Source organism: Kitasatospora sp. NPDC086801 (assembly GCF_044745805.1).
In the GTDB taxonomy this organism is placed as follows: domain Bacteria; phylum Actinomycetota; class Actinomycetes; order Streptomycetales; family Streptomycetaceae; genus Kitasatospora.
Genome location: NZ_JBIVAX010000010.1, coordinates 1 through 22351 on the forward strand (window position 1 = coordinate 1; position 22351 = coordinate 22351).

Annotated in this window: 16 protein-coding genes; 12 read left to right on the forward strand and 4 right to left on the reverse strand. The window is 74.6% G+C overall.

The features are described 5' to 3' along the window. Positions 1–763: 763 nt before the first annotated feature. From egtA to ACIPLC_RS14125, 6 genes are all read left to right on the forward strand, one after another. Positions 764–2053, forward strand: coding sequence for an ergothioneine biosynthesis glutamate--cysteine ligase EgtA (gene egtA / locus ACIPLC_RS14100; RefSeq protein WP_400473223.1), 1290 nt, complete (start codon positions 764–766; stop codon positions 2051–2053). Next, on the forward strand, positions 2050–3393 hold the full coding sequence (gene egtB, locus ACIPLC_RS14105; protein WP_400473224.1) for an ergothioneine biosynthesis protein EgtB: 1344 nt from the start codon (positions 2050–2052) through the stop codon (positions 3391–3393). The genes egtA and egtB overlap by 4 nt, the downstream gene beginning before the upstream one ends. Further along, positions 3393–4142 carry an ergothioneine biosynthesis protein EgtC gene (gene egtC, locus ACIPLC_RS14110; RefSeq protein ID WP_400473225.1) on the forward strand — a complete coding sequence of 250 codons (750 nt, stop codon included), beginning with the start codon at positions 3393–3395 and terminating at the stop codon, positions 4140–4142. Before egtB ends, egtC begins: the two co-directional genes overlap by 1 nt. 45 nt (positions 4143–4187) lie before the next feature. After that, positions 4188–5159 carry an L-histidine N(alpha)-methyltransferase gene (gene egtD / locus ACIPLC_RS14115; RefSeq protein ID WP_400473226.1) on the forward strand — a complete coding sequence of 324 codons (972 nt, stop codon included), beginning with the start codon at positions 4188–4190 and terminating at the stop codon, positions 5157–5159. 212 nt (positions 5160–5371) lie between these two features. Then, positions 5372–6799, forward strand: coding sequence for a sugar porter family MFS transporter (locus ACIPLC_RS14120; protein ID WP_400473381.1), 1428 nt, complete (start codon positions 5372–5374; stop codon positions 6797–6799). A gap of 283 nt (positions 6800–7082) precedes the next feature. Continuing rightward, complete coding sequence (locus tag ACIPLC_RS14125; RefSeq protein ID WP_400473382.1) at positions 7083–8237, forward strand: nitric oxide synthase oxygenase; 1155 nt, start codon at positions 7083–7085, stop codon at positions 8235–8237. Between the two features lie 114 nt (positions 8238–8351). On the opposite strand, the gene ACIPLC_RS14130 is transcribed toward ACIPLC_RS14125, so the two are convergent. After that, positions 8352–9113, reverse strand: a complete 762-nt coding sequence (locus tag ACIPLC_RS14130; protein ID WP_400473227.1) for a TetR/AcrR family transcriptional regulator — start codon at positions 9111–9113, stop codon at positions 8352–8354. 138 nt (positions 9114–9251) lie between these two features. Here ACIPLC_RS14130 and ACIPLC_RS14135 point away from each other — a divergent pair, with 138 nt between their 5' ends. From ACIPLC_RS14135 to ACIPLC_RS14150, 4 genes are all read left to right on the forward strand, one after another. Next, positions 9252–10415 carry an acyl-CoA dehydrogenase family protein gene (locus ACIPLC_RS14135; protein ID WP_400473228.1) on the forward strand — a complete coding sequence of 388 codons (1164 nt, stop codon included), beginning with the start codon at positions 9252–9254 and terminating at the stop codon, positions 10413–10415. Between the two features lie 75 nt (positions 10416–10490). Further along, a complete protein-coding gene (locus tag ACIPLC_RS14140; RefSeq protein ID WP_400473229.1) occupies positions 10491–11693 on the forward strand; it encodes a thiolase family protein in 1203 nt (400 codons plus the stop codon). A 73-nt stretch (positions 11694–11766) separates the two neighbouring features. Then, a complete protein-coding gene (fabG, locus tag ACIPLC_RS14145) occupies positions 11767–12564 on the forward strand; it encodes a 3-oxoacyl-ACP reductase FabG (RefSeq protein ID WP_400473230.1) in 798 nt (265 codons plus the stop codon). Between the two features lie 253 nt (positions 12565–12817). Further along, positions 12818–14188, forward strand: a complete 1371-nt coding sequence (locus ACIPLC_RS14150) for a S8 family serine peptidase (protein ID WP_400473231.1) — start codon at positions 12818–12820, stop codon at positions 14186–14188. Between the two features lie 144 nt (positions 14189–14332). Here ACIPLC_RS14150 and ACIPLC_RS14155 read toward each other — a convergent pair whose 3' ends face one another. After that, entirely contained in the window at positions 14333–16300 is a 1968-nt protein-coding gene (locus tag ACIPLC_RS14155; protein ID WP_400473232.1) for a hypothetical protein, read from the reverse strand. Between the two features lie 405 nt (positions 16301–16705). On the opposite strand from ACIPLC_RS14155, the gene ACIPLC_RS14160 reads away from it, so the two are divergent. Beyond that, positions 16706–17230: an HAD domain-containing protein gene (locus ACIPLC_RS14160; RefSeq protein WP_400473233.1), complete on the forward strand. Its 525-nt coding sequence runs from the start codon at positions 16706–16708 to the stop codon at positions 17228–17230. A gap of 11 nt (positions 17231–17241) precedes the next feature. After that, positions 17242–17766, forward strand: coding sequence for a hypothetical protein (locus ACIPLC_RS14165; RefSeq protein ID WP_400473234.1), 525 nt, complete (start codon positions 17242–17244; stop codon positions 17764–17766). Here the strand turns inward: ACIPLC_RS14165 and ACIPLC_RS14170 are convergent. Further along, on the reverse strand, positions 17693–21802 hold the full coding sequence (locus ACIPLC_RS14170) for a LysM peptidoglycan-binding domain-containing protein (RefSeq protein ID WP_400473235.1): 4110 nt from the start codon (positions 21800–21802) through the stop codon (positions 17693–17695). The genes ACIPLC_RS14165 and ACIPLC_RS14170 overlap by 74 nt on opposite strands. Continuing rightward, positions 21802–22248 carry a hypothetical protein gene (locus ACIPLC_RS14175; protein WP_363579169.1) on the reverse strand — a complete coding sequence of 149 codons (447 nt, stop codon included), beginning with the start codon at positions 22246–22248 and terminating at the stop codon, positions 21802–21804. Before ACIPLC_RS14175 ends, ACIPLC_RS14170 begins: the two co-directional genes overlap by 1 nt. Positions 22249–22351: the final 103 nt, after the last annotated feature.

The following is a 22351-nucleotide window of genomic DNA, read 5'->3' on the forward strand; positions in this document are numbered from 1 at the left end:
GCCCATGGGGCTTGCTTGAGCCGTGTGCGGTGAACAGCTGCTTGCACGGTTCTGAGGGGGGTGCGGCGCAGTAATGCGCCGCACCTACCCGACTGCTGGAGCAGACCGTCCAGCGGGCGGCGCTGGCCGAGGGCGGCCCCTGGCTGGACGCACTGCTCGCCCACCTCGCCGCCGCCCGCACCCGGCTCACCGACCGGCTGGGGCCCGCCGTCCGTTCCGCGCCGCAGTCCTCCTACCTGCTCTGGCTGGACGCCGCCGCCCTCGGCCTGCCGTCGGACGGGGCCCGCCGGGCGCTGCTGGAGCGCTGCGGCCTGGAGGCCTCGGACGGCGCCGAGTTCGGCCCCGGCGGCCGGGGCGCGCTGCGACTGAACTACGCCCTGCCGGGCCCGGTGTTGGACACCGTCCTGGAGCGCCTGGACCGGCTGTGACCGAACCGCCGGGCCACCCCACCCGACGCGCCCGCCCGACGCCCGCCCACTGCCCGCCCGCTGCTCCCCGACGCCCCCTCCCGGCACCCCCGCGCACGCCCCGAAGACCGCCCCGAAAGCCGCCCCGGATCCCCGGATTCACCCGATCGCCCCACCCCTGACCTGCAGAAACGAACGTTCACACGATATTTGCGGAGCGCCCCCGCATGCTCCGTAGCAGACTGGGCAGGGTAGTTCGGGCCGCAATCCTGACCCCGAGGATGGTAAGTCCGGTGATACCAACATCCCGTACCACTCCGCCCGACCGGCAGAGCCCCCCATCGCCCCCGCCGGGGGTGACCCCGCTGACCGAGTCGGGGGCGCTCAGCCACGTGTCGGGCGTCTGCTTCAAGATCGGACCGCCCCGGCTGGTGGGCGTCGAGGTCGAGTGGTTCGTCCACGACGACCGATGTCCCGGCAAGCCCGTCCGACCGAAACTGGTCCACGCCGCACTCGAGTCGCTCCCGCTCGGCGGCCCGGACGGAGCCTCGCTCCCCTCCGGCTCGCGGCTCACGCTCGAACCCGGCGGGCAGGTCGAGCTCAGCTCCCCGCCCGCCACCGGCCTCCTGGCCTGCGTCGAGGACACCCGACGCGATCTGACCGCCCTGCGGGCCGCCTTCGCGGCGCAGGGCCTGCGCCTCACCGGCACCGGGACGGACCCGCTGGCCCGCCCCCGCCTGATGGTCCTGGACCACCCCCGCTACCTCGCCATGGAGCGCTTCTTCGACTCCGCCGGCCCCTGGGGCCGGATCATGATGACCGGCACGGCCTCGGTGCAGGTGTGCCTGGACGCCGGCGACGCGGACGGCCCGCACGCGGTGGAGCGCCGCTGGCGGCTGACCCACCTGCTCGGCCCGGTACTGGTCGCCGCCTTCGCCAACTCCCCACTGCTGGACGGCAGGCCGACCGGCCACCGGTCCACCCGGCAGACCGTCTGGTCCCGGATGGACCCGACCCGCACGCTCGCCCCGGAGCCGGACCACGGCGACCCGCGCGAGGCCTGGGCGCAGTACGTGCTGGACGCCGAGGTGCTGTGCGTGCGCCGCCCGGAGGGGCTGCCGTGGACGGCCCCGCCCGGCCTGACCTTCCGCGACTGGGTCCGCGGCGGCGGCGAACGCCCGCCCACGCTGGCCGACTTGGACTACCACCGGACCACCCTGTTCCCGCCGGTGCGCCCGCGCGGCCACCTGGAGCTGCGGATGATCGACGCCCAGCCCGGGGACGGCTGGGTGGTGCCCGCCGCCCTGGTCACCGCACTACTGGACGACCCGCTGGCCGCCGAGACCGCGCTCGCCGCGCTGGAACCGCTGGGCCGCCCGGACGGCCCGCGCCCGCCGCGCAGCGACGTCTGGCGCCGGGCCGCGACGCTGGCCGTCGCCGACCCCGAGCTGCGCCGCGCCGCCCTGACCTGCTTCGCCGCCGCCGACGCCGCGCTGGGCCGCCTGCCCGGCGCCGGGCGGCTGCGCGCCGCCGTAGCCGAGTTCGCCGAGCGCTACCCCGCGCGCGGCCGCTGTCCGGCCGACGACCAGCTGGACGCCCTGCGCTCCGGCACCCGACGCACTCCTCCGGAGGAGGCCGCACCATGACCGACGTCCGCCCCCCTGCCGCCCCGGCGGCGGGCACCGAGGAGCTGCGCGAGACCATCGCGGCCGAGCTGCTGGCCGCCCGCGCCCGCACCGCCGCACTCACCGACTGCGTCGAGGACGGCGACCTCACCGCCCAGCACTCGCCGCTGATGTCCCCACTGGTCTGGGACTTGGCGCACATCGGCAACCAGGAGGAACTCTGGCTGCTGCGCAACGTCGGCGGCCGCGACCCGATGCACCCGGAGATCGACCCGCTGTACGACGCCTTCCAGCACCCCCGGGCCGAGCGGCCGAGCCTGCCGCTGCTGCCGCCCGCCGAGGCCCGGGCGTACGCGCACGAGGTGCGCGGCCGGGTGCTGGACCTGCTGGCGGCCAGTCCGCTGGAGGGGGCGCCACTGCTGGACGCGGGGTTCGCGTTCGGGATGATCGCCCAGCACGAACAGCAGCACGACGAGACGATGCTGATCACCCATCAGCTCCGCCGAGGGGAACCGGCCCTGGCCGCTCCCCCGCCGCCGCCCGCCCCGGCGGACGCGGCCGCGCTGCCCGCCGAAGTGCTCGTCCCCGCGGGCCCGTTCACGATGGGCACGGACACCGAGCCGTGGGCGCTGGACAACGAGCGCCCGGCGCACGTGGTCGAGCTGCCGGCCTTCCTGCTGGACACCACGCCGGTCACCAACGCCGCGTACCAGCGGTTCATCGCGGACGGCGGTTACGACGAGCCGCGCTGGTGGACGGCGGAGGGCTGGGCGCACCGGCAGCGGGCCGACCTGACCGCCCCGCTGTTCTGGCGCCTGGAGGACGGCCAGTGGCTGCGGCGCCGGTTCGGCACGGTGGAGCCCGTCCCGGCGGACGAGCCCGTCCTGCACGTCAGTTGGTACGAGGCGGACGCCTACGCCCGGTGGGCCGGGCGGCGGCTGCCGACCGAGGCGGAGTGGGAGAAGGCGGCCCGGCACGACCCCGCGACCGGCCGCTCCCGCCGCTACCCGTGGGGCGACCGGGCCCCCGGCCCGGAGCACGCCAACCTCGGGCAGCGGCACCTGCGCCCGGCCCCGGCCGGCGGCTACCCGGCGGGCGAGTCCCCGTACGGCGTGCGGCAGTTGATCGGCGACGTGTGGGAGTGGACGGCCAGCGACCTCCGCCCCTACCCCGGGTTCCGGGCCTGGCCCTACCAGGAGTACTCGGAGGTCTTCTTCGGACCGGAGTACAAGGTGCTGCGCGGCGGCTGCTTCGCGGTGGCGCCGGTCGCCTGCCGGGGCACCTTCCGCAACTGGGACTACCCGGTCCGACGGCAGATCTTCGCCGGGTTCCGCACCGCCCGCGACCTGGAGGTGGACTGATGTGCCGCCACCTCGCCTACCTGGGCGGGCCGGTGGCGCCGCAGGAGCTGCTGGTGCACCCGCCGCACGGCCTGTACCGGCAGTCCTGGGCTCCCCGGGCGCAACAGTACGGCACGGTCAACGCGGACGGCTTCGGCCTCGGCTGGTACGCGGACGGCGACGAGGTGCCGGCCCGCTACCGCCGGGACGGGCCGATCTGGGCGGACGCCGCGTTCGCCGACCTCGCCCGGGTGATCCGCACCCGGGCGCTGCTGGCGGCGGTCCGCTCCGCCACCGAGGGCTGCGCGGCGGGCGAGAGCGCGGCGGCGCCGTTCGCGGCCGGGCACTGGCTGTTCAGCCACAACGGCGCGGTGGCGGGCTGGCCGGGCAAGCTGGAGGCACTGGCCGCCCTGCTCCCGCCGGCCGAACTGCTGGAGCTGGAGGCACGCTCCGACTCGGCGCTGCTGTGGGCCCTCGTACTGCACCGGCTGCGGGCGGGGGCCGGGCTCGGCGAGGCGCTGGCGGGCACCGTCGCGGACGTCACCGCGCACACCACCGGCCGGCTCAACCTGCTGCTCACCGACGGCCGCACGGTCGCCGCGACCGCCTGGGGCGACACCCTGCACCACCGCAGCCTGCCCGGGCTCGGCACGGTGGTGGCCTCCGAGCCGTACGACGACGCCCCCGGCTGGACGGCCGTCCCGGACGGCTCGCTGGTGGTGGTGGACGAGCACGGCGTCACCGTCCGTCAGCTCCTCGACCGCTACTGATCCTCCACCACCCCTTCATCTTCTGAACAGAGGACCCACCCTGTCATGGACACATTTGATCTCACCCGGCTGCTGCCCGCCGACCACTTCAGCACCGCGCTGCGCCGCGACGTGCAGCACGGCCTGACCTCCGAACCCAAGTGGCTGCCGCCGAAGTGGTTCTACGACGCGCGGGGCAGCGAGCTGTTCGAGGAGATCACCCGGCTCCCGGAGTACTACCCGACCCGCGCCGAGCGGGCCATCCTGACCGCCCGGGCCGGCGAGATCGCCGCCGCCACCGGGGCCCGCACCCTGGTCGAGCTGGGCTCCGGCTCCTCCGAGAAGACCCGGCTGCTGCTGGACGCGCTGCGCGCGTTCGGCACCCTGGAGACGTACGTCCCGGTGGACGTCAGCGAGAGCGCGCTGACCGCCGCCGGCGCCGCGCTCGCCGCCGAGTACCCCGGGCTCGCCGTGCACGGCGTGCTGGCCGACTTCACCGCCCGGCTCGGCCTGCCCCCGGAGGGCGGCCCCCGGCTGGTCGCCTTCCTCGGCGGCACCCTCGGCAACCTGCTGCCCGAGGAGCGGGCGGCCTTCCTGTGCGGGCTGCGCGCCGCCCTCGACCCGGGCGACTTCCTGCTGCTCGGCACCGACCTGGTCAAGGACCCGTCGATGCTGGTCGCCGCCTACGACGACGCGGCCGGGGTGACCGCCGAGTTCAACCTCAACGTGCTCAACGTGCTCAACCGCGAGCTGGGCGCCGACTTCGACCCGACCGCGTTCGCGCACGTCGCGCGGTGGGACCCGGACCGGGAGTGGATCGAGATGCGGCTGCGCTCGCTGCGCGCGCAGACCGTGAAGATCCCGGCCCTGGACCTGCCGGTGCACTTCGACCGGGGCGAGGAACTGCGCACCGAGGTGTCCGCCAAGTTCCGCCGGGAGCGGGTGGCCGACGAGCTGGCGGCGGCCGGGCTTCGGCTGAGCCACTGGTGGACGGACGAGGAGGGCAGGTTCGGGCTGTCGCTGTCCGCCCCGGCGTGAGGCGTCGGCATCAGGCATCGGCATCAGGCATCAGGCATCAGGCATCAGGCATCGTCGCAACTCTCAGCTGTGCGGCTCCAGCAAAGGCCGAATTTGCTTGTTCACCTTACGAATCCTCAGAGCGAAAATTGAGGTTTCCGGTGTACAAGACTTAAACGAATAGGGGTTACGATCTCGGCTACCGAGCTCAGCGTTGAGTACCAGGAGTCAAGATCGTGAGCGTCACCCAGAAGCCCTCCGGGGCGGTCGAGGCCTCCGCGCCCGGCCGCCTCGGCTTCGTCGTCTTCATCACCGCCGCCGCAGCCCTCGGCGGGTTCCTGTTCGGCTACGACAGTTCCGTGATCAACGGCGCCGTCTCCGGGATCCAGGAGAAGTTCGGCGTCGGCGACGGCGTGACCGGTCTGATCGTCTCCTCCGCCCTGCTGGGTTCGGCGATCGGCGCCGCACTGGCCGGCCGGTTCGCCGACCGCTACGGCCGCATCAAGGTCATGAAGGCGGGCGCGCTGCTGTTCGCGGTCAGCGCGGTCGGCTCGATGCTCCCCTTCGCCGCGTGGGACCTCGCCTTCTGGCGCGTGCTCGGCGGCGCGGCCATCGGCATCGCCTCGGTGATCGCCCCGACCTACATCGCCGAGGTCGCGCCCACCAAGTACCGGGGCCGGCTGGCCTCCTTCCAGCAAGCCGCGATCGTGCTCGGCATCGCGATCTCCCAACTGGTCAACTGGCTGCTGGCGAACGCGGCTGGCGGCGACACCCGCGGCCACCTGCTCGGTCTGGAGGCCTGGCAGTGGATGCTCGGCATCTGCGTCGTCCCGGCCGCGGTCTACTTCACCCTCGCCTCGGTGATCCCCGAGTCCCCGCGCTACCTGATCCAGGCCGGCCGGCTGGACGACGCCCGCACCGTGCTCGCCCAGGTCGAGGGCCAGGACGTCGACACCGACGCCCGGATCGCCGAGGTCCAGGGGCTGATCGCCTCCGACCACCGCCCGCGCTTCGGCGACCTGCTCGGCGGGCGCTTCGGCCTGCTGCCGATCGTCTGGGTCGGCATCGGCCTGTCGGTCTTCCAGCAGTTGGTCGGCATCAACGTGATCTTCTACTACTCGTCGATCCTGTGGCAGTCGGTCGGCATCGACCAGAGCAACTCGCTGCTGATCAGCTTCGTCGGCTCGGTCATCAACATCCTCGGCACCGTGGTCGCGATCCTGCTGGTGGACCGGATCGGCCGCAAGCCGCTCGCCCTGATCGGCTCGGCCGGCATGGCCGTCGCGCTCGGCGCGGCCGGCTGGGCGTTCTCCTCCGCCACCGGCAGCGGCGACAACGTCACGCTGCCCGACCTCCAGGGCACCGTCGCGCTGGTCGCCGCCAACGCCTTCGTGCTGTTCTTCGCGATGTCCTGGGGCGTGGTCGTCTGGGTGATGCTCGGCGAGATGTTCCCGAACCGCATCCGGGCCGCCGCGCTGTCCGTCGCCGCCTCCGCGCAGTGGATCGCCAACTGGGCGATCACCGTGTCGTTCCCGTCGATGTCGCGCTGGAACCTGTCGGCGACCTACCTGGTGTACGCGGCGTTCGCGGCGCTGTCGATCGTCTTCGTGGCGAAGTTCATGAAGGAGACCAAGGGCGTCCGGCTGGAGGACATGGGCTGATCCGACAGTCCGATCTTTCGGCCCCCGCACCCTAGCGCGATCAGCGCGGGGGCGGGGGCCGAATCGTTCACTCCCTGCGGCGGCCCGGACACCTCCGGTACTCCTGTTCGCCAGGAGGGATGTGTCCTTGATCTTCAATCGGCTCCGCGCCCGCAGACCCGCCGCCGCCCCCACCGGCGGCTGCCCGTACGCCCACGCCCACACCCCGGCCGGGCACCCGGCCGCCACACCGTCACCGACCCCGGCACCCGCCGCCCCGGCGTCCGCGTCCGCGTCCTCAGCCATGCCTGCATCCGCGGCCGTGCCTGCACCCGCGGCCGTCCTCACGCCCGCGGCCCGGCCGCCGTCCCCGCCGCCGTTCACCGACCCGGAGCAGGCCGCCGAATTCATCCGCCGCTTCCATCGCGAGCAGCCCGCCGCCGGGGCCCCGGACGCCCGGATACGGGCCGTCCTCGACGAGATCGAGCGCACCGGCAGCTACGAGCACACCCCCGCCGAACTCGCCTACGGCGCCAAGCTCGCCTGGCGCAACGCCGCCCGCTGCATCGGCCGGCTGTACTGGCGCAGCCTGGTGGTGCGCGACCTGCGCCACCTCGGCTCGGCCGACGACATCGCCGCCGAGTGCTTCGAGCACCTGCGGCTGGCCGGCAACGGCGGCCGGATCCGCCCGGTGGTCTCGGTGTTCGCCCCCGACCGCCCGGGCCGGCCGGCCGCCCGCATCGTCAACCAGCAGTTGGTCCGCTACGCCGGCCACCGGATCGGCGACGCCGTCGTCGGCGACCCGGCCGGCACCGCACTCGCCGCCCGCGCCCGCGACCTCGGCTGGAAGTGCGCCGAGGGCCGCTTCGAGGTGCTGCCGCTGCTCGTCCAGGAGCGCCCCGGCGAGCGCCCCCACTGGTACGGCCTGCCGGACGACACCACGCTGGAGGTGCCGCTCACCCACCCCGCGTACGACTGGTTCGCCGACCTGGGCCTGCGCTGGTACGCGGTGCCCGCGATCAGCGACATGACGCTGGAGATCGGAGGCGTCCGCTACCCGACCGCGCCCTTCAACGGCTGGTACATGGGCACCGAGATCGGCGCCCGCAACCTCGCCGACGCCGACCGCTACGACATGCTCGGCACCGTCGCCGAGCGGCTGGGCCTGGACACCTCCAGCGAGCGCACGCTCTGGCGCGACCGCGCGCTGATCGAGCTCAACATCGCGGTGCTGCACTCCTTCCAGGAGGCCGGGGTGACGATCGCCGACCACCACACCGAGTCCGAGCGCTTCCTCAAGCACGTCGCCCAGGAGAAGCGGCTCGGCCGTCCGACCCCGACGGACTGGAGCTGGATCGTGCCCCCGGTCTCCGGCGGGCTCACCCCCGTCTACCACCGGTACTACGACCCGGTGGACCCGTCGCTGCGGCCGGCCTTCCTGCCGCGCGAGCCCTGGTGAGGCGGCGGAGGGTGACCGGGGCGACGGGGGTGACCGGGGGGACGGGCCAGCCGAGGGTCGCGGGCGCGGCGGGGGGGTGACGAGGGCAGCGGGGGTGACGAGGGCGCGGCGGCTCTAGGAGCGTTCGGCGAGGCGCTCGAAGCGCAGGACGAGCCCGTCGAGCAGCGCCTCCAGGCCGGTCTCGAAGGCGCCTTCGTCCACCGTCCCGCGGTGCCCGGCCAGCCGGTGCGCCTCGCCCAGGTGCGGGTAGTCGGCCGCGTCGTACACCTCGGCGTCCGCGGGGAAACCAGCCGCGAAGGAGGCCAGCGCCGAGCCGGTGACGAAGTAGCGCATCAGCGCGCCGATCCGGGTGGCCTGGCCGCGCGGCCAGCCGGCCTCGACCAGGTGGCCGAAGACCACGTCGGCCAGGCGCAGCGCGTTCGGCCGCCGGCCCGGGCCCTGGGCGAGCACCGGCACGATGTTGGGGTGGGCGGCGAGGGCGGCGCGGTAGGAGCGGGCCCAGTCGCGCAGCGCGTCCGGCCAAGGCGTCGGCCGACCGTCGGGCGTGCCGTGGGGCCTACCGGTGGGCGTGCCGTCGGGCGTGCCGTGGGGCCTACCGGTGGGCGTGCCGTCGGGCGTGCCGTGGGGCCTACCGGTGGGCGTGCCGTCGGGCGTGCCGAACATCGACAAGTCGACCTCGCCGATCACGCTGTCCACCACCGCGTCCAGCAGTTCGTCCTTGGTGGCGACGTGGTTGTAGAGCGAGGGACCGCTGACCGACAGTTCGGTGGCGAGGCGGCGGGTGGAGAGGGCCGCCAGGCCCTCGGCGTCGATCAGCCGCAGAGCAGCGGCGACGATGCGCTCGCGGCTGAGCAGCGGGGTGCGCGGGCGGGCCATCGGGGTGCTGCCTCCGGTTCCTCCGGTCGGGTGGGGCGGGGACCGATTCTGGCAGGTGCCCCTTCCCAGCGCGGGCCGGCCGGGGCTACAGTCCCCTCATAAAACTTGCAGCGCTAGTTTAATGGATCTGGAGCCGCCGTGAACCTGGAGCTGTCCGAGGAGCAGAGCGCCGTCCGGGACCTCGCCGTCTCCTTCACCGACCGCGAGATCGCTCCGCACGCCGCCGCGTGGGACCGCGCCGAGTCCGTCGACCGCGCGATCATCGGCAAACTGGCCGGGCTCGGCTTCCTCGGCCTCACCATCCCCGAGGAGTACGGCGGCAGCGGCGGCGACCACCTCGCGTACTGCCTGGTCCTGGAAGAGCTCGGCCGCGGCGACTCGGCCGTGCGCGGCATCGTCTCGGTCACGCTCGGCCTGGTCGCCAAGTCGGTCAACGGCTACGGGACGGAGGAGCAGAAGCGGCACTGGCTCCCCCGGCTCACCTCGGGCGAGTCGCTCGGCTGCTTCGCGCTCACCGAACCCGGCACCGGCTCCGACGCGGCCAACCTCACCACCCGCGCCGTCCGGGACGGCGACGACTGGCTGATCAGCGGCGCCAAGATGTTCATCACCAACGGCACCTGGGCCGACGTCGCCCTGGTCTTCGCCCGCACCGGCGGCGACCACCCCGACCGGCAGGGCCACAAGGGCATCACCGCCTTCCTGGTGCCCACCGACCTGCCCGGATTCACCCGCACCGAGATCCACGGCAAGCTCGGCCTGCGCGGCCAGGCCACCGCCGAACTCGCCCTCGACCGGGTCCGGGTGCCCGACGGCGCGCGGCTCGGCGAGGTCGACCAGGGGTTCCGGGTGGCGATGTCCGCGCTCGCCAAGGGCCGGATGTCGGTCGCGGCGGGCTGCGTCGGCATCGCCCGCGCCTGCCTGGAGGCCGCCGTCCGCTACGCCGGCGAGCGCGAACAGTTCGGCCGCCCGATCGCCTCGCACCAGCTCGTCCAGGAACTGCTGGCCGGCATCGCCGTCGACGTCGAGGCCGCCCGGCTGCTCACCTGGAAGGTCGCCGACCACATCGAACGCGGGCTGCCCTTCGCCACCGAGTCCTCCGTCGCCAAGCTCTACGCGAGCGAGGCCGCCGTCCGGGCCGCCAACAACGCGCTCCAGGTGTTCGGCGGCTACGGCTTCATCGACGAGTACCCGGTCGGCAAGTACCTGCGCGACGCGCGGGTCATGACCCTCTACGAGGGCACCAGCCAGATCCACCAGTTGCTCATCGGCCGCGCCCTCACCGGGGTCAACGCCTTCTGACCAGCCCGTTCATCCGACCAACCGGATCGGATGAACGGGATCGACCGGATTCACTCGGATAAGGAGCCCGACGACGTGCGTCCCGTCTACTTCGCCGCAGCCCGCCGCACACCCATCGGCCGGCTGCGCGGAGCGCTCGCCACCGTCCGCCCGGACGACCTCTCGGCCACCGTGCTGCGCGCCCTGCTCACCGACGTACCCGCCCTCGACCCCGCCCGCATCGACGACGTCTACTGGGGCGCCGCCAACCAGGCCGGCGAGGACAACCGCAACGCCGCCCGGATGGCCGTCCTGCTGGCAGGCCTGCCGGAGACCGTCCCCGGCGCCACCGTCAACCGGCTCTGCGCCTCCGGGCTGGAGGCCGTCACCCTCGCCGCCCGCGCCATCGGCTCCGGCGAGGCCGACGTCGTCCTGGCCGGCGGCTGCGAGTCGATGACCCGCGCTCCCTTCGTCCTCCCCCGCCCCGACGAGGCCCTCCCGCACCGGATCGAGACCTACGACACCCGGCTCGGCTGGCGGCTCACCAACCCCCGGATGGCCGAACTGCACGGCGTGCTCAGCATGGGCGAGACCGCCGAGGAGGTGGCGAGCCGGTACGGCATCGGCCGGGAGCGCCAGGACGCCTTCGCGCTGCGCAGCCACCAACGGGCCGCCGCCGCCCGCAAGGACGGCCACTTCGACGCCGAACTGATCCCGGTCGAACGGCCCGACGGCGTGACGGTCGACCGGGACGAGGGCATCCGCGAGGACACCAGCCTGGAGAAGCTCGCCCGCCTCAAGCCCGCCTTCCGCCCCGGCGGCACCGTCACGGCCGGCAACGCCTCGCCGATGAACGACGGCGCGGCCGGGCTGCTCCTGGTCGGCGAGGAGGCACTGCACGACCTCGGACTGCGGCCGCTCGGCCGGTACGTGGCCGGCGCCTCCGTCGGGGTGCACCCCGACGTGATGGGCATCGGCCCGGTGCCGGCCACCCGCAAGGTGCTCGGCCGGGCCGGCTGGTCGCTCGCCGACCTCGACACCGCCGAACTCAACGAAGCCTTCGCCGCCCAGGCCCTGGCCTCCGCCGACGGCATCGGGTTCACCCCGGAACAGGCCGACGAACTGGTCAACCCGAGCGGCGGGGCGATCGCGCTCGGCCACCCGCTGGGCGGCTCCGGCGCACGCATCCTCACCACCCTGCTGCACCGGATGCGCCGCACCGACGCCCGGCGCGGCCTCGCCACCATGTGTGTGGGGGTCGGTCAGGGCACCGCCGTCCTCGTCGAGAACGTTGACTGAGTGCGCGCCCGCGTTCGCGCTCGCGTTCACGTCCGAGTTCGAGTTCACGTCCGAGTTCAAGGGAGCACCGGGAATGACTGAAGTAGCCGCAGTGGCCGAAGTGACGGGCCTGGCAGGCAGGTTCGCGGGCAGGGTCGCCGTCGTGACGGGAGGCGCGCAGGGCATCGGCGCGGCCACCGCCCACCGGCTCGCCCAGGAGGGCGCGACCGTCGCCGTCGTCGACCTCACCGCCGAACGGGCCGCCGGGACGGTCGCGGAGATCGCCGCCAAGGGCGGCACCGCACGGGCGTACGGCTGCGACGTGGCCGACTACGACGCCGTCGAGGCGCTGTTCGCGCAGGTCGCGGCGGACCTCGGCGGGGTGCACATCCTGGTGAACAACGCCGGGATCACCCGGGACAACCTGTTCTTCAAGATGCCGAAGGCCGACTGGGACGCGGTCCTGACCGTCAATCTGACCAGCGCGTACAACTGCAGCCACGTCGCGCAGAAGTACATGGTGGCGCAGAAGTACGGGAAGATCGTCTCGCTCAGCTCGCGCTCCGCCCTCGGCAACCGGGGGCAGGCCAACTACGCGGCCGCCAAGGCCGGCATCCAGGGGCTCACCGCGACCCTCGCGATCGAGCTGGGGCCGTTCAACATCAACGTCAACGCCGTCGCCCCCGGGTACATCGCCACCGCGATGACCGCGGCCACCGCCGAGCGGGTCGGCAGCACGGCCGAGGACCAGCGGGCCGAGGTCGCCGCCCGGACCCCGCTGCGCCGGGTGGGGCAGCCGGAGGAGATCGCGTCCGTGGTCGCCTTCCTGGCCAGCGAGGACGCCTCCTACGTCAGCGGGCAGACGCTGTACGTCAACGGCGGGGCGCGGTAGGGATAGCCCCGGCGGGGATCGTCACGGACCCTTCAGCGCCAGTGCGATAATACTGACGTGCCATCACATTGCCGTCCCGGGTGCGGAGTTACCTTCGCCTGGGACGGTCTTTACCTTTTCGCGTGGCCGAGCATGACCATGCCTCTGATCAGGCGACCCCACCAAATGACTATGGCATGATCATGCGGCTGTCGATGGGATGGCCGGACCGACCCGACCGGACCAGGTCGGGCCCTGCGCCCCAAGGAGTCCCATGGGCAGCCCCGCTCCCCTTCGCCGCGCCCTGGCTCTGCTCGCCGTCGGGGCCACCGCCCTCACGGCCGGCACCATCGCCGTACCGGCGGTCGGCGTCGCGACCGCCGCCCCCGCGCACGACCTCACGGGCGTCCACGTCCGCCCCGCCTCCTTCGGACACCACAACGCCCAGGGACGCACCGCCCCGCTGACCACCACCCAGTGCGTCAGCCAGATCGGCATCCACTGCTACTCGCCGCTGCAGTACCGGAACGCCTACAACCTGAACCCGCTGTACCAGGAGGGCATCACCGGCAAGGGCCGCACGATCGTCATCGTCGACTCCTTCGGCTCGCCGACCATCCAGCACGACCTGGAGGTCTTCGACAAGCAGTGGGGCATCCAGGACACCAACGTCGAGGTGGTCAAGTGGGGCAACGTCCCCGCCTTCGACCCCAAGAACCCCGACCACACCGGCTGGGCCGGCGAGACCACCCTGGACGTCGAGTACGCCCACGCCGTCGCCCCCGACGCGCACATCGTCCTGGTCGAGACCGGCGTCGCCGAGACCGAGGGCACCACCGGCCTGCCCGAGATGATGGACGCCGAGAAGGCCCTCATCAAGGAAGGGCGCGGCGACGTCATCTCGCAGAGCTTCGGCGCCACCGAGAACACCTTCCCGGGGTACGACAAGGGCGACTTCAAGTCGCTCACCGACCTGCGCTACGCCTTCCAGGCCGCCGCCGACCACAACGTCACCGTGCTCGCCGCCTCCGGCGACAACGGCGCCACCGACTCACAGACCAACGGCACCGACCTGTACCCGTACAAGGTCAACTCCTGGCCGTCCTCCGACCCGCTGGTCACCTCCATCGGCGGCACCCAGCTCACCCTGGACGACAACGGCGCGCGCACCGCGCCCGACAAGGTGTGGCACGACAAGTCCGGCGCCGGCGGCGGTGGCGTCTCCGGCATCTTCGACCGCCCGTGGTACCAGGCCGGCGTCGCCAACGTCACCGGCAACCACCGCGGCACGCCCGACATCAGCATGAGCGCGGCCGTCGACGGCGGCGCCTGGACCTACGAGTCCTACGACCCGACCACCGTCGGCTGGCACCTCACCGGCGGCACCAGCGAGGCCACCCCGCTGTTCTCCGGCGTCGTCGCCCTCGCCGACCAGCTCGCCGGCCACCGCCTCGGCCAGCTCAACTGGCGCCTGTACGGCCTCAACCTGCTCCCGAGCGCGTGGAGCGGCATCACGGACGTGAAGGAGGGCGACAACTCCTGGGGCAGCGTCACCGGCTACACCGCCACCGAGGGCTACGACCTCTCCAGCGGCCTCGGCACCATCGACGGCTCGAAGTTCGTCCACGCCATCGCCGGTCGCTGACGGGCGACTGGTAGCAAGTAACAACTAACAGCGAACAGATAACAGATTTCGAAATCTGTTATCTGTTCGCTGTTTTCTGTTACCTGTCGTCTGTTCGCGGCCAGGTGTCAGCTGTCCGGCCCGGCTGCGGCACGGCGCGAGGGATCAGACGCGGTCCGCCGGGACGGGGACGGGCACCGCGGCCGGCTCCGGGGCGGCGGCCAGCTGGGCGAGGTAGCGCTCGGCGGCGCGGAGCTTGCGGCCGTCGGGGCCCGGGAGGTAGGCGCGGAGCTCGATGATCTCCGGAGCGATCCGAAGGGCCGCCGCCCGGTCGGGGATCGAACGCCAGCAGGCCTCGGCGTTGGTGGCCGCCTGCTGGGTCTCCGGGTGGTCCGGCCCCTGCGAACGGAGCAGCGTCAGGGCCACCTCGCGGTAGATGTCCGCGGCTTCGGCCGGCCGGCCCGCGAGACGGCACACATGCGCCCGGACCTGGCGCACCTGGAGGACCGGCTCGGAGACGGCACCGTACTCGGCGATCGCCTCCAGTTCGAGCGCGAAGGCGAGGTCGGTGGCGGCACCGTGCTCCCCGGCGTCGGCGCTGCGGACGATCCGCCCGATGACCTCCCGGTAATCGGCACGCGGCTGACCGGACGCCGGAACGTCCGCGGGCGCGGCATCGGCAGGCACCGCGTCCACCGGCACCACGTCGGCCGGGGTCTCGTCGTCGACCGGGGCCGTGTCTTCCGGTGCCTCCGCCGTCGGCACCGCGTCGGCGGGGGCCTCGTCCACGGGAGGGGCCTGCGCCGGGACGGCGTCCTGCGGTCCCTCCGTCGGCGTGGCGGCGTCCGCTGGCTCCGGCTCCTGATCCCACGCCGGCTCCGGCTCCGGCTCCGGCTCCTGATCCCACGCCGGCTCCGGCTCCGGCTCCTGATTCCACGCCGGCTCCGACGGCTGGAGCTTGGCCAGCGTCACGCCTGCGGACGGCTCGACGGCCTCGGGCACCGCGTCCGCCGGAGCGGGCTTGCGCAGGGTCACGCCCGCCTGGCCGGCCGGTTGCCCCTTCAGCAGGCTGACCGGGCGGGCCGGCCTGGGCGGGGTGGGCGGCACGCCGGGCTTGACCAGACTCACCAGGCCGGCCTCGGTCGCAAGAGCAAGAGCAGGAGCAGGAGCCGGGGAGGGGGCTGGGGCCGAAACCCGGACCGCCACGGGCGGTTCGACGGCGGCGTCCTGCGACTCCGCCCGGCCCGACACCGCCGACACCGCCGACACCGCCGACACGGGCGGCCCGGACGACACCACGCCAGCCGGCACGGCATCGACCGGCGGCGCCACGTCGACCGGCGGCGCCACGTCGGCCAGCGGGCCGTCGCCACGGCGGGCGGTGTTGCGGAACACCGGACGGTCCGGGGCGTGCGTGGCCAGGATGACGACGTCCGGCCGCAGCACCGAATACACCTGCTGCCGCAGTTGCTCGGGCGCGAGCACGTCGCCCGCGCCCGGGCGGCCGCCGTGCAGCGCCTCGATCAGGGCGCGGGTGAAGGTGCCGATCTGCTCCGGGTCCGGGCTGACGACGGCCCAGAGCGGGATGCCCTCGCTGAGCGGTGAAGCGGCACCCTGGAGGTACGGCCAGGCGTTCTGGTCGGCGCTCAGGTCGGCGACGACGAGGGTCTGCCACTCGGCCGGGCGGTGGCTCAGCTCGGCGGCGACGGCCTGCCAGGGCAGGCCGTCCTGCTTGGAGTCGCGCAGGGTGAGCTGGAGCTGCCCACCGCGCTTGTCGGCGACCACGTGCCCGCCCAAGTGGACGAGCAGCGGCCCCGGGTGGCGGGACGCGGCACGCAGGTGGGCGAGGACGGTGTGCGGGTCGCTGGCGCCGGGGAGGTGGACGGCGTCCACCGCGTCCGCGGCGAGCAGCACCTGCGGCGAGACGGCCGCGAGCATCGCGGACAGCACCGACGCCTGGGCGGCACCGCCTCGACCCCAGGTGCGGCGCCCGGAGTTGCCGTAACCGCCCTCGACGACCAGGATCCGCCCGCGCGGCGCCGCTCCCAGCCCGCCCCCACCGGGGGCGCTCACGCCTGGAGCCGGGAACGGCGGCGGCGTGGCCGCGGACGGCGGCGCGCCCACGGCGGGCATACCGGTGACGGTCCATCCGGTGGGTGCGGTCGGCGGCGGGCCCGGCACCGCGGCCGGAGCTGCCGGAGCAGACGGCGGGGCTGTCGGAGCAGACGGCGGGAGCGGGGGCGCGGGCGGCGGCTCGTAGAGCGCGGCGGGCCCTGGCGGGTGCTCCTCGGCCGGGCTGCGCGGCGGCGGTACGGCGTCCCAGGGGCCCGAGTCCGCTGCCGGTTCGGGGCCTCCGGGGACAGCTGTCGTCTCCGCCATCTTCTGGTCACCGCCCCACCCCGCCGCTTCGCGGCGTCTGATGCCCTTGCTGGGTGGCGCCTGCCACCACTCCCGTCGCGCCACCCTACGAGATCCCGGCACACCCGATCCAGGCCGGGTCTCCGATCAGCGCGCCACGCCGCCCGCTATCGTGCCGTCATGGCAGGCCCTGGCACACCTCTGCTGTTCCTCGACGTCGACGGACCGCTCATCCCCTTCGGCGCGCCGCCCCCGGGCGGCTACCCCGTCTTCCGCGGCCCGTCCGCCGCCGGCCCCGGTCCTGGCGTCAACCCCCTGCTGGCCCGCGTCGATCCGGCGCTCGGCGAGCGTCTGCTGAGCCTGCCGTGCGAACTGGTGTGGGCGACGACGTGGATGTCCGACGCGAACGCCTGCCTCTCCCCCTGGCTCGGGCTGCCGCAACTGCCCGTCGTGGACTGGCCGGTGGCGGACGACGACGAACCGGCCGACCTGCACTGGAAGACCCGCGCGCTGGTCGCCCGGGCATCTGGCCGCCCGTTCGCATGGGTGGACGACGAGATCACCGCCGCCGACCGCCGCTGGGTCGCGGCCCACTCCCCCGCCCGCGCGCTCCTCCACCACGTCGACCCCCAACGCGGCCTCACCGCAGCCGACTTCGCCGCCCTGGACATGTGGCTGCGGGCGCGCCGACACGACACGCCCTAGACTCCCCGGCCATGGACTTCGCCGCCGGACCACCCCTGCCCTGGCATCTGACGCTGGACGGCGGGGAGGTGGTCGAGCTGTGGGCGGACGGCTACGGCGTCGAGGGTGGGGCGTACGTCTTCAGCGTGCTCGCCCGGGCCACGGTGGCGGAGCAGGGGCAGGTCGACGTCGTCGCCCGGACGCCGGCGGACCGGACCCGCGTGGGTGTGGCGGTGGCCCAGGTCCCGGTCACCGCCGTCCGGGACGTCCACACCGCCACCGAACGCACCGTCGACGGCCGGTGCGTCTGCCCGGCCCGGCCTGACCTGACCGGCCTGACCGGTCCGATCGGACCGATCGGACCGATCGGACCGATCGGACCGATCGGACCGATCGGACCGATCGGACCGATCGGACCGATCGGACCCGGTATGCCGCTGCCCGGTCACCCCGAGGGGCGGCCGGGCAGCGGCATGCCGGGGGTCAGGAACCGGCCAGCAGGTCGCGGAGCAGGGCGACGGTGTCGGCGTCGAGGTCGCGGCCGGTGCGGCGGCTGAGCGCGTCGAGGCGGTTGACGGCGCGCAGGAGTTGGTCGCGGGCGCCGGCCGAGGCGTAGGCGTAGAAGAGGTCCCGGTGCAGGAGTTCGACGTCCGGGGCGACGGCGAGGCCGCGGAAGACGGCGGCCTCGGCGCTGCGGTGGTCGCCGTACTGCAGGCGGCGGGCGGCCAGTTCGTGAGCGGTGTCGACGATCGCCGCGATCATGTCCTGGCGTTCGGCCTCGGCCCAGCCGTAGGAGGCGGGCGGGGCCTCGGCGAACGGGGCGCCGCGCACCAGGGCCAGGGCGTGGGCGAGGGCGGCGTCGGCGGTGGCGCTGGTGCTGCGCATGCCGCGCCGGTAGAGGCTGCGGAACTCGTCCCAGTCACAGGTGACGACCGGGGTGAAGGAGTAGCCGTCGGTGGTGTCGGTGGGCAGGAAGGCGCGGCCCTCGGGCGAGGTGCCGAACCAGGCGGCCAGATCGGCGAGTTTGCCGGGAAGCGGGCTCGTGGCGTCGGCCGCGGTGGGGTGCGGGTCGAGGTGGGCGGCGCCGGGGTGGAGGTCGTGATCTAGGGCGTGGTGGTCGGCGCCGGGCCGCAGCGCGAGGTAGACGGCGAGTTCGGTGAGCCGGGGCAGCGCGCCGGGTTCGGCGGCGCCGAGGGCTCCGGCGACGTCGACCGGGCCGAGCAGGCGGATCCGGGGGGCGTTGCGGGTGGCGTGTGCCTCCGGGGAGCGCAGGATGGCGAGCAGGTCGTCGCTGTCGCTGCGCCCGGGGGTGGTCTGGGCGACCGGCGCGCTCGCGGCGGGGCCGGGCTCGGCTCCGGGTTCGGCTCCTGGCTCTACGGAGGAATCGGTTTCGGCTTGGGCTTGGGCTTGGGTGCCGGGCACGAGACCGGGCACGAGGTCAGGCGAGGGCTCCGGCCGGGGCGGGACGCGCGGGTCGACGCCGACGGGCGCGGGCGCGGGCTGGTGGACCGGGGCCGGCTCGGCGGGCGACTGCGGCACGACCGGCTGGACGGGCTGGACGGGCTGGACGGCGGGCACGGACGGCACGGGCGCCACGGACGGCACGGGCTGGACGGCGAGGACGACCGCAGGGGATTGCTGCGGCGCCTCCCCCGCATCCCCCGCCGCCGCATCCCCCGCCGCCGCGCCCGGGCGGCGCAGGTCCCGGGTGGCCTCGTCGGTGGCCTCGTCCACGGCCTGCCCGACCGCGAGCTCTTCCTCAGCCTCAGCCCCGGCCTCAGCCCCGACTCCGGTCTCCGTCTCGGGTCCGGCCTCGGCCTCGGTCTCGGCGGAGGCGGCCTGCCGCCCCTGCCCGTTGACCGCGTACCGCCCCGGCCCGGCCGAAGGGGCCGGCACCGGCGTCGCCGGGTCGGTGCCCGCGAACGGGCTGGCCCCGGTGCCGATGACCCTGGCGAGCAGCCTGGGCCCGGCGGCCGTGTCCTTACCGCCCTGCGCACCGGCCGCGGAGGCGCCGACGGCGGCCAGCACGGGTACGGCGGCGGGCAGTTCGGCCGTGTCGGCGTCGTCGTCGTCCGCGTCGGGGTCGAGGCCGGGACCGTCCAGGGTCCAGGCGGGGGCCGGGTGCTGGGTGAGGTCGTCGGCGGCGCGGAGGAGTTCGGCGACCTGGTCGTACTGCTGGTCGCTGAGCCGCTGGAGTTCGACGGTGAGGTGCAGGCCGGGGATGGCCGCCTGGCCGGTGGTGGGGAGGGTCCAGCGGGCGACGGGGCCGCTGCCGCGTTCGGGGGCGCGGGTGATGACGGCGACGCAGGTGCGCGGCCGGGCGTCGAGCAGGCGGCCGAGTTCGGCGGGGACGTCGCCGCCGGGCTGCTGGGCGCAGAGCACGATCTCGGGGGTCCAGGACTCGTCGGCCTGGCCCCGGCTGCGGGCGTCGCGCGGGCTGGCGGCCTCGGCGGCGACCAGGGTGGCGCGGGCCTTGGCGGTGCGCGGGCCGAGGGCGGCGAGCGCGGCCTCCAGAGTGGGGTGGCGGTGGATGCGTTCGGCGGCCGGGCCGCTGACCGGCACCTCCTCGGCGAGGTCGACCAGGTGCAGGTGGAGCCGGTCGGCGAGCGGGCTGTGCGCGAGTTCGATGGCGAGGGTGCGCAGGATGTCGCGGGCGTCGTCGGGGTGGCCGGAGAGGTGGAGCAGCCGGACGGCCTCCAGGTCGGCGAGGACGACCGAGCCGTCGGGCGAGGTGCCGAGGGTGACCAGGGCGGGGTAGGGCGCGGCGGTCTTGCGGGCCTGGGCGGCGCTGAGCAGGTCGCCGGAGTCGAGGCTGCACCACCAGACGTTGGCGGCGTGCGCGGCACGGAACGGCGCGATCGGGGTGGCCGGGCCGGAGAGGTGCAGTTCGATGGTGTGCCCGGGGGTGATCCGGGCGGCGACGATGGCGGGCAGGCGCTTGCCGCCGCGCACGGTGTTGCGGGCCATAGTGCGCAGGGCGCGGTCGAGCAGGTCGAGGCCGGCGTCGTCCTGACGGGCCCTGAGCTCGTTCTCGAAGGCGGCGGCCTCGGCGTCGGGCATGGTGATGCGGTGCCGGGGGCGCCGGGCGCGCAGCTGGGTGCCGCGCTTGTGGGCGACGGTGCCGACCATGACGGCGGCGAGCAGGACACCGACGGTGGAGGCGGTGAGGGCGATGGAGTAGTCGCCGTTGGAGGCCGCTTCGGCGTGCGCGGCGGAGGCGTGCGCGGCGGGGGCGGGCGCGTGCGTGGGCGTGTGGGTCGGTGCCGGGGTCGCCGGCTGGGGCGCGGCCTGGGTCGGTGCGGCCTGGGTCGGCGCGGGGGCGGGGGTGGCGGGCGCCTGGTCGGCCGGCGGCTGGCCGGTCGACGGCGCCGGCTGCGGTGCCGGAGCGGGATCGGGCGCGGGCGAAGAAGCAGGCGAAGGAGCGGCCGCCCCCGGCACCGCGAGCACCATCCCGGGCACCACCACGTCCGGATCGGTCAGCCGTTCCCCGCCCGGCGCCTGGGCGCCCTTGTTCGCCTCGAACAGCTTCGGCCACGCCTCGGCGTCGCCCAACTCCCGCTGGGCGATGGCGGACAGGCTGTCCCCGCTCTGGACGGTCACCGTCGCGTGCCCGCCCGCACCCGGCTCCGTCCCGGACTGCGGCACCTGAGCCGACCCGGACGGCGCCCCGGACGCGGACCCGGCACCGGGAGCAGGAGCGGGAGCGGGCTCCGGAGCAGGTGCAGGGGTAGGCGCAGGAGCAGGCGCCGCCTCGTCCGCCTTCGCGTCCCCCGGCATCAGCAGCGCCCACCCCGGCTGGATCGGCCGGTCGGCGTCGAAGCGGACGCCGGAATCGTCCATCACCCGGCCGTCGTTGAGCTTGGCGATCTCCACCCACCGTTCACCGGAGCCCAGTTGGCGTTCGGCGATGGACCACAGGCTGTCGGCGGGCCGGCTGTCCCGCACGGTGTACGTGGGGTTCTGCTCGGCGGCGGGTGCCAGGGCGGGCGTGGCCTGGGCGGCGGGCAGGGCGGCGCGCTGCACGCCGGCCGCCAACTGGGCCGGAGCGGTGGCGGTGTGGGCGGGGGCGGCGGCGAAGGCCGAACCGGCGACCGGCATCAGCGCGAACACCGAACCGACCAGGCCGGCCGCCATCCGCTGGCTCCAGCCGAAGGCGGGGATGCGGCGGGCGATGCGGCCGCGCAACTGCGCGGGGATCTCCAGCAGGACGGAGAACGCGAAGCAGGCCCAGGCGAGCCAGCCGACCACGACCAGCAGCCAGAGGAACAGCCGTCCGTCGTCCGGGCCGGTGAGCGCCTGGCCGACGCCGTCCGGCGCGACCTCGCCCATCGCGGCGACCGCGCGGGTGCCGTAGAGCAGCAGCGCGGGGACGCCGAGCAGCAGGGCGAGCAGGGTGACCAGCGCGGCGAGCGCGGTGATCAGGGCTGCCCCGCGGCCGCGCCCGCGCGGTGGGCGGGGCACCGGGGCGGCGGGCCGGCCGACGGCCCGGTGCCCGGTGCGGGCCCGGCCCTTGGCACCCGGGGTCTGGTCCTTGGCGGTTCGAGCCCGGCCCGGGGCGGTTCGGGCCTGGTCCTTGGCACGTGGCGCGGCCATCAGTCGGTCTCCGCTTTCTCGACTCCGTGGACGAGGGTCGCACTGCCCTTGCCCGTTACCTTCCGCTCCCCGAGCGCGCCCAGCAGGACGGGCCGGTAGTCGGCCCGCACGGTGACGGTGACGACCTTGCCGTCGCCGGAGAACTCGACCTCGCCGGCTTGCAGGCCGTACAGGGCCAGGTAGGCGTCCGCGGCCTGCCGGACGTAGTCCTGCTGGACCTTGAAGCCCTTCCCCTGGAGGACGGCGGCCTGGTCGAGCTGCTGTCCGCCGACCCGCGCGGCCTCCTGGGCGTAGGCGTCGGTGCGTTCGGCGACCCGCAGCCGGCCGCCGGCGTCGATCACCAGGGCGATGACGAGCACGACGTAGGCCGCACAGATCGCCACGAAGAGGGCGACCGCGCCCCGGTCGGAGCGGCGCCGACGCCGCGCCCTGACAGGCACTCCCATCCCCCCTGCCCCTCCCGCACCTCGTCCTCCCCACCGGCCCCCACCGGGCGCCGGCCGGTCCCGTCGCGCCATTCCCCGTGCGCTCTCCGCTTGCGTCTCCCCC

Excerpts from the sequence above, each read along its gene's own strand:
- egtB (WP_400473224.1), top strand. The coding sequence starts at position 2,050 with ATGACCGACGTCCGCCCCCCTGCCGCCCCGGCGGCGGGCACCGAGGAG.
- egtC (WP_400473225.1), top strand. The coding sequence starts at position 3,393 with ATGTGCCGCCACCTCGCCTACCTGGGCGGGCCGGTGGCGCCGCAGGAG.
- egtD (WP_400473226.1), top strand. The coding sequence starts at position 4,188 with ATGGACACATTTGATCTCACCCGGCTGCTGCCCGCCGACCACTTCAGC.
- ACIPLC_RS14125 (WP_400473382.1), top strand. The coding sequence starts at position 7,083 with ATGCCTGCATCCGCGGCCGTGCCTGCACCCGCGGCCGTCCTCACGCCC.
- ACIPLC_RS14130 (WP_400473227.1), bottom strand. The coding sequence starts at position 9,113 with ATGGCCCGCCCGCGCACCCCGCTGCTCAGCCGCGAGCGCATCGTCGCC.
- fabG (WP_400473230.1), top strand. The coding sequence starts at position 11,767 with ATGACTGAAGTAGCCGCAGTGGCCGAAGTGACGGGCCTGGCAGGCAGG.
- ACIPLC_RS14150 (WP_400473231.1), top strand. The coding sequence starts at position 12,818 with ATGGGCAGCCCCGCTCCCCTTCGCCGCGCCCTGGCTCTGCTCGCCGTC.
- ACIPLC_RS14155 (WP_400473232.1), bottom strand. The coding sequence starts at position 16,300 with ATGCCCGCCGTGGGCGCGCCGCCGTCCGCGGCCACGCCGCCGCCGTTC.
- ACIPLC_RS14160 (WP_400473233.1), top strand. The coding sequence starts at position 16,706 with ATGGCAGGCCCTGGCACACCTCTGCTGTTCCTCGACGTCGACGGACCG.
- ACIPLC_RS14165 (WP_400473234.1), top strand. The coding sequence starts at position 17,242 with ATGGACTTCGCCGCCGGACCACCCCTGCCCTGGCATCTGACGCTGGAC.
- ACIPLC_RS14170 (WP_400473235.1), bottom strand. The coding sequence starts at position 21,802 with ATGGCCGCGCCACGTGCCAAGGACCAGGCCCGAACCGCCCCGGGCCGG.
- ACIPLC_RS14175 (WP_363579169.1), bottom strand. The coding sequence starts at position 22,248 with ATGGGAGTGCCTGTCAGGGCGCGGCGTCGGCGCCGCTCCGACCGGGGC.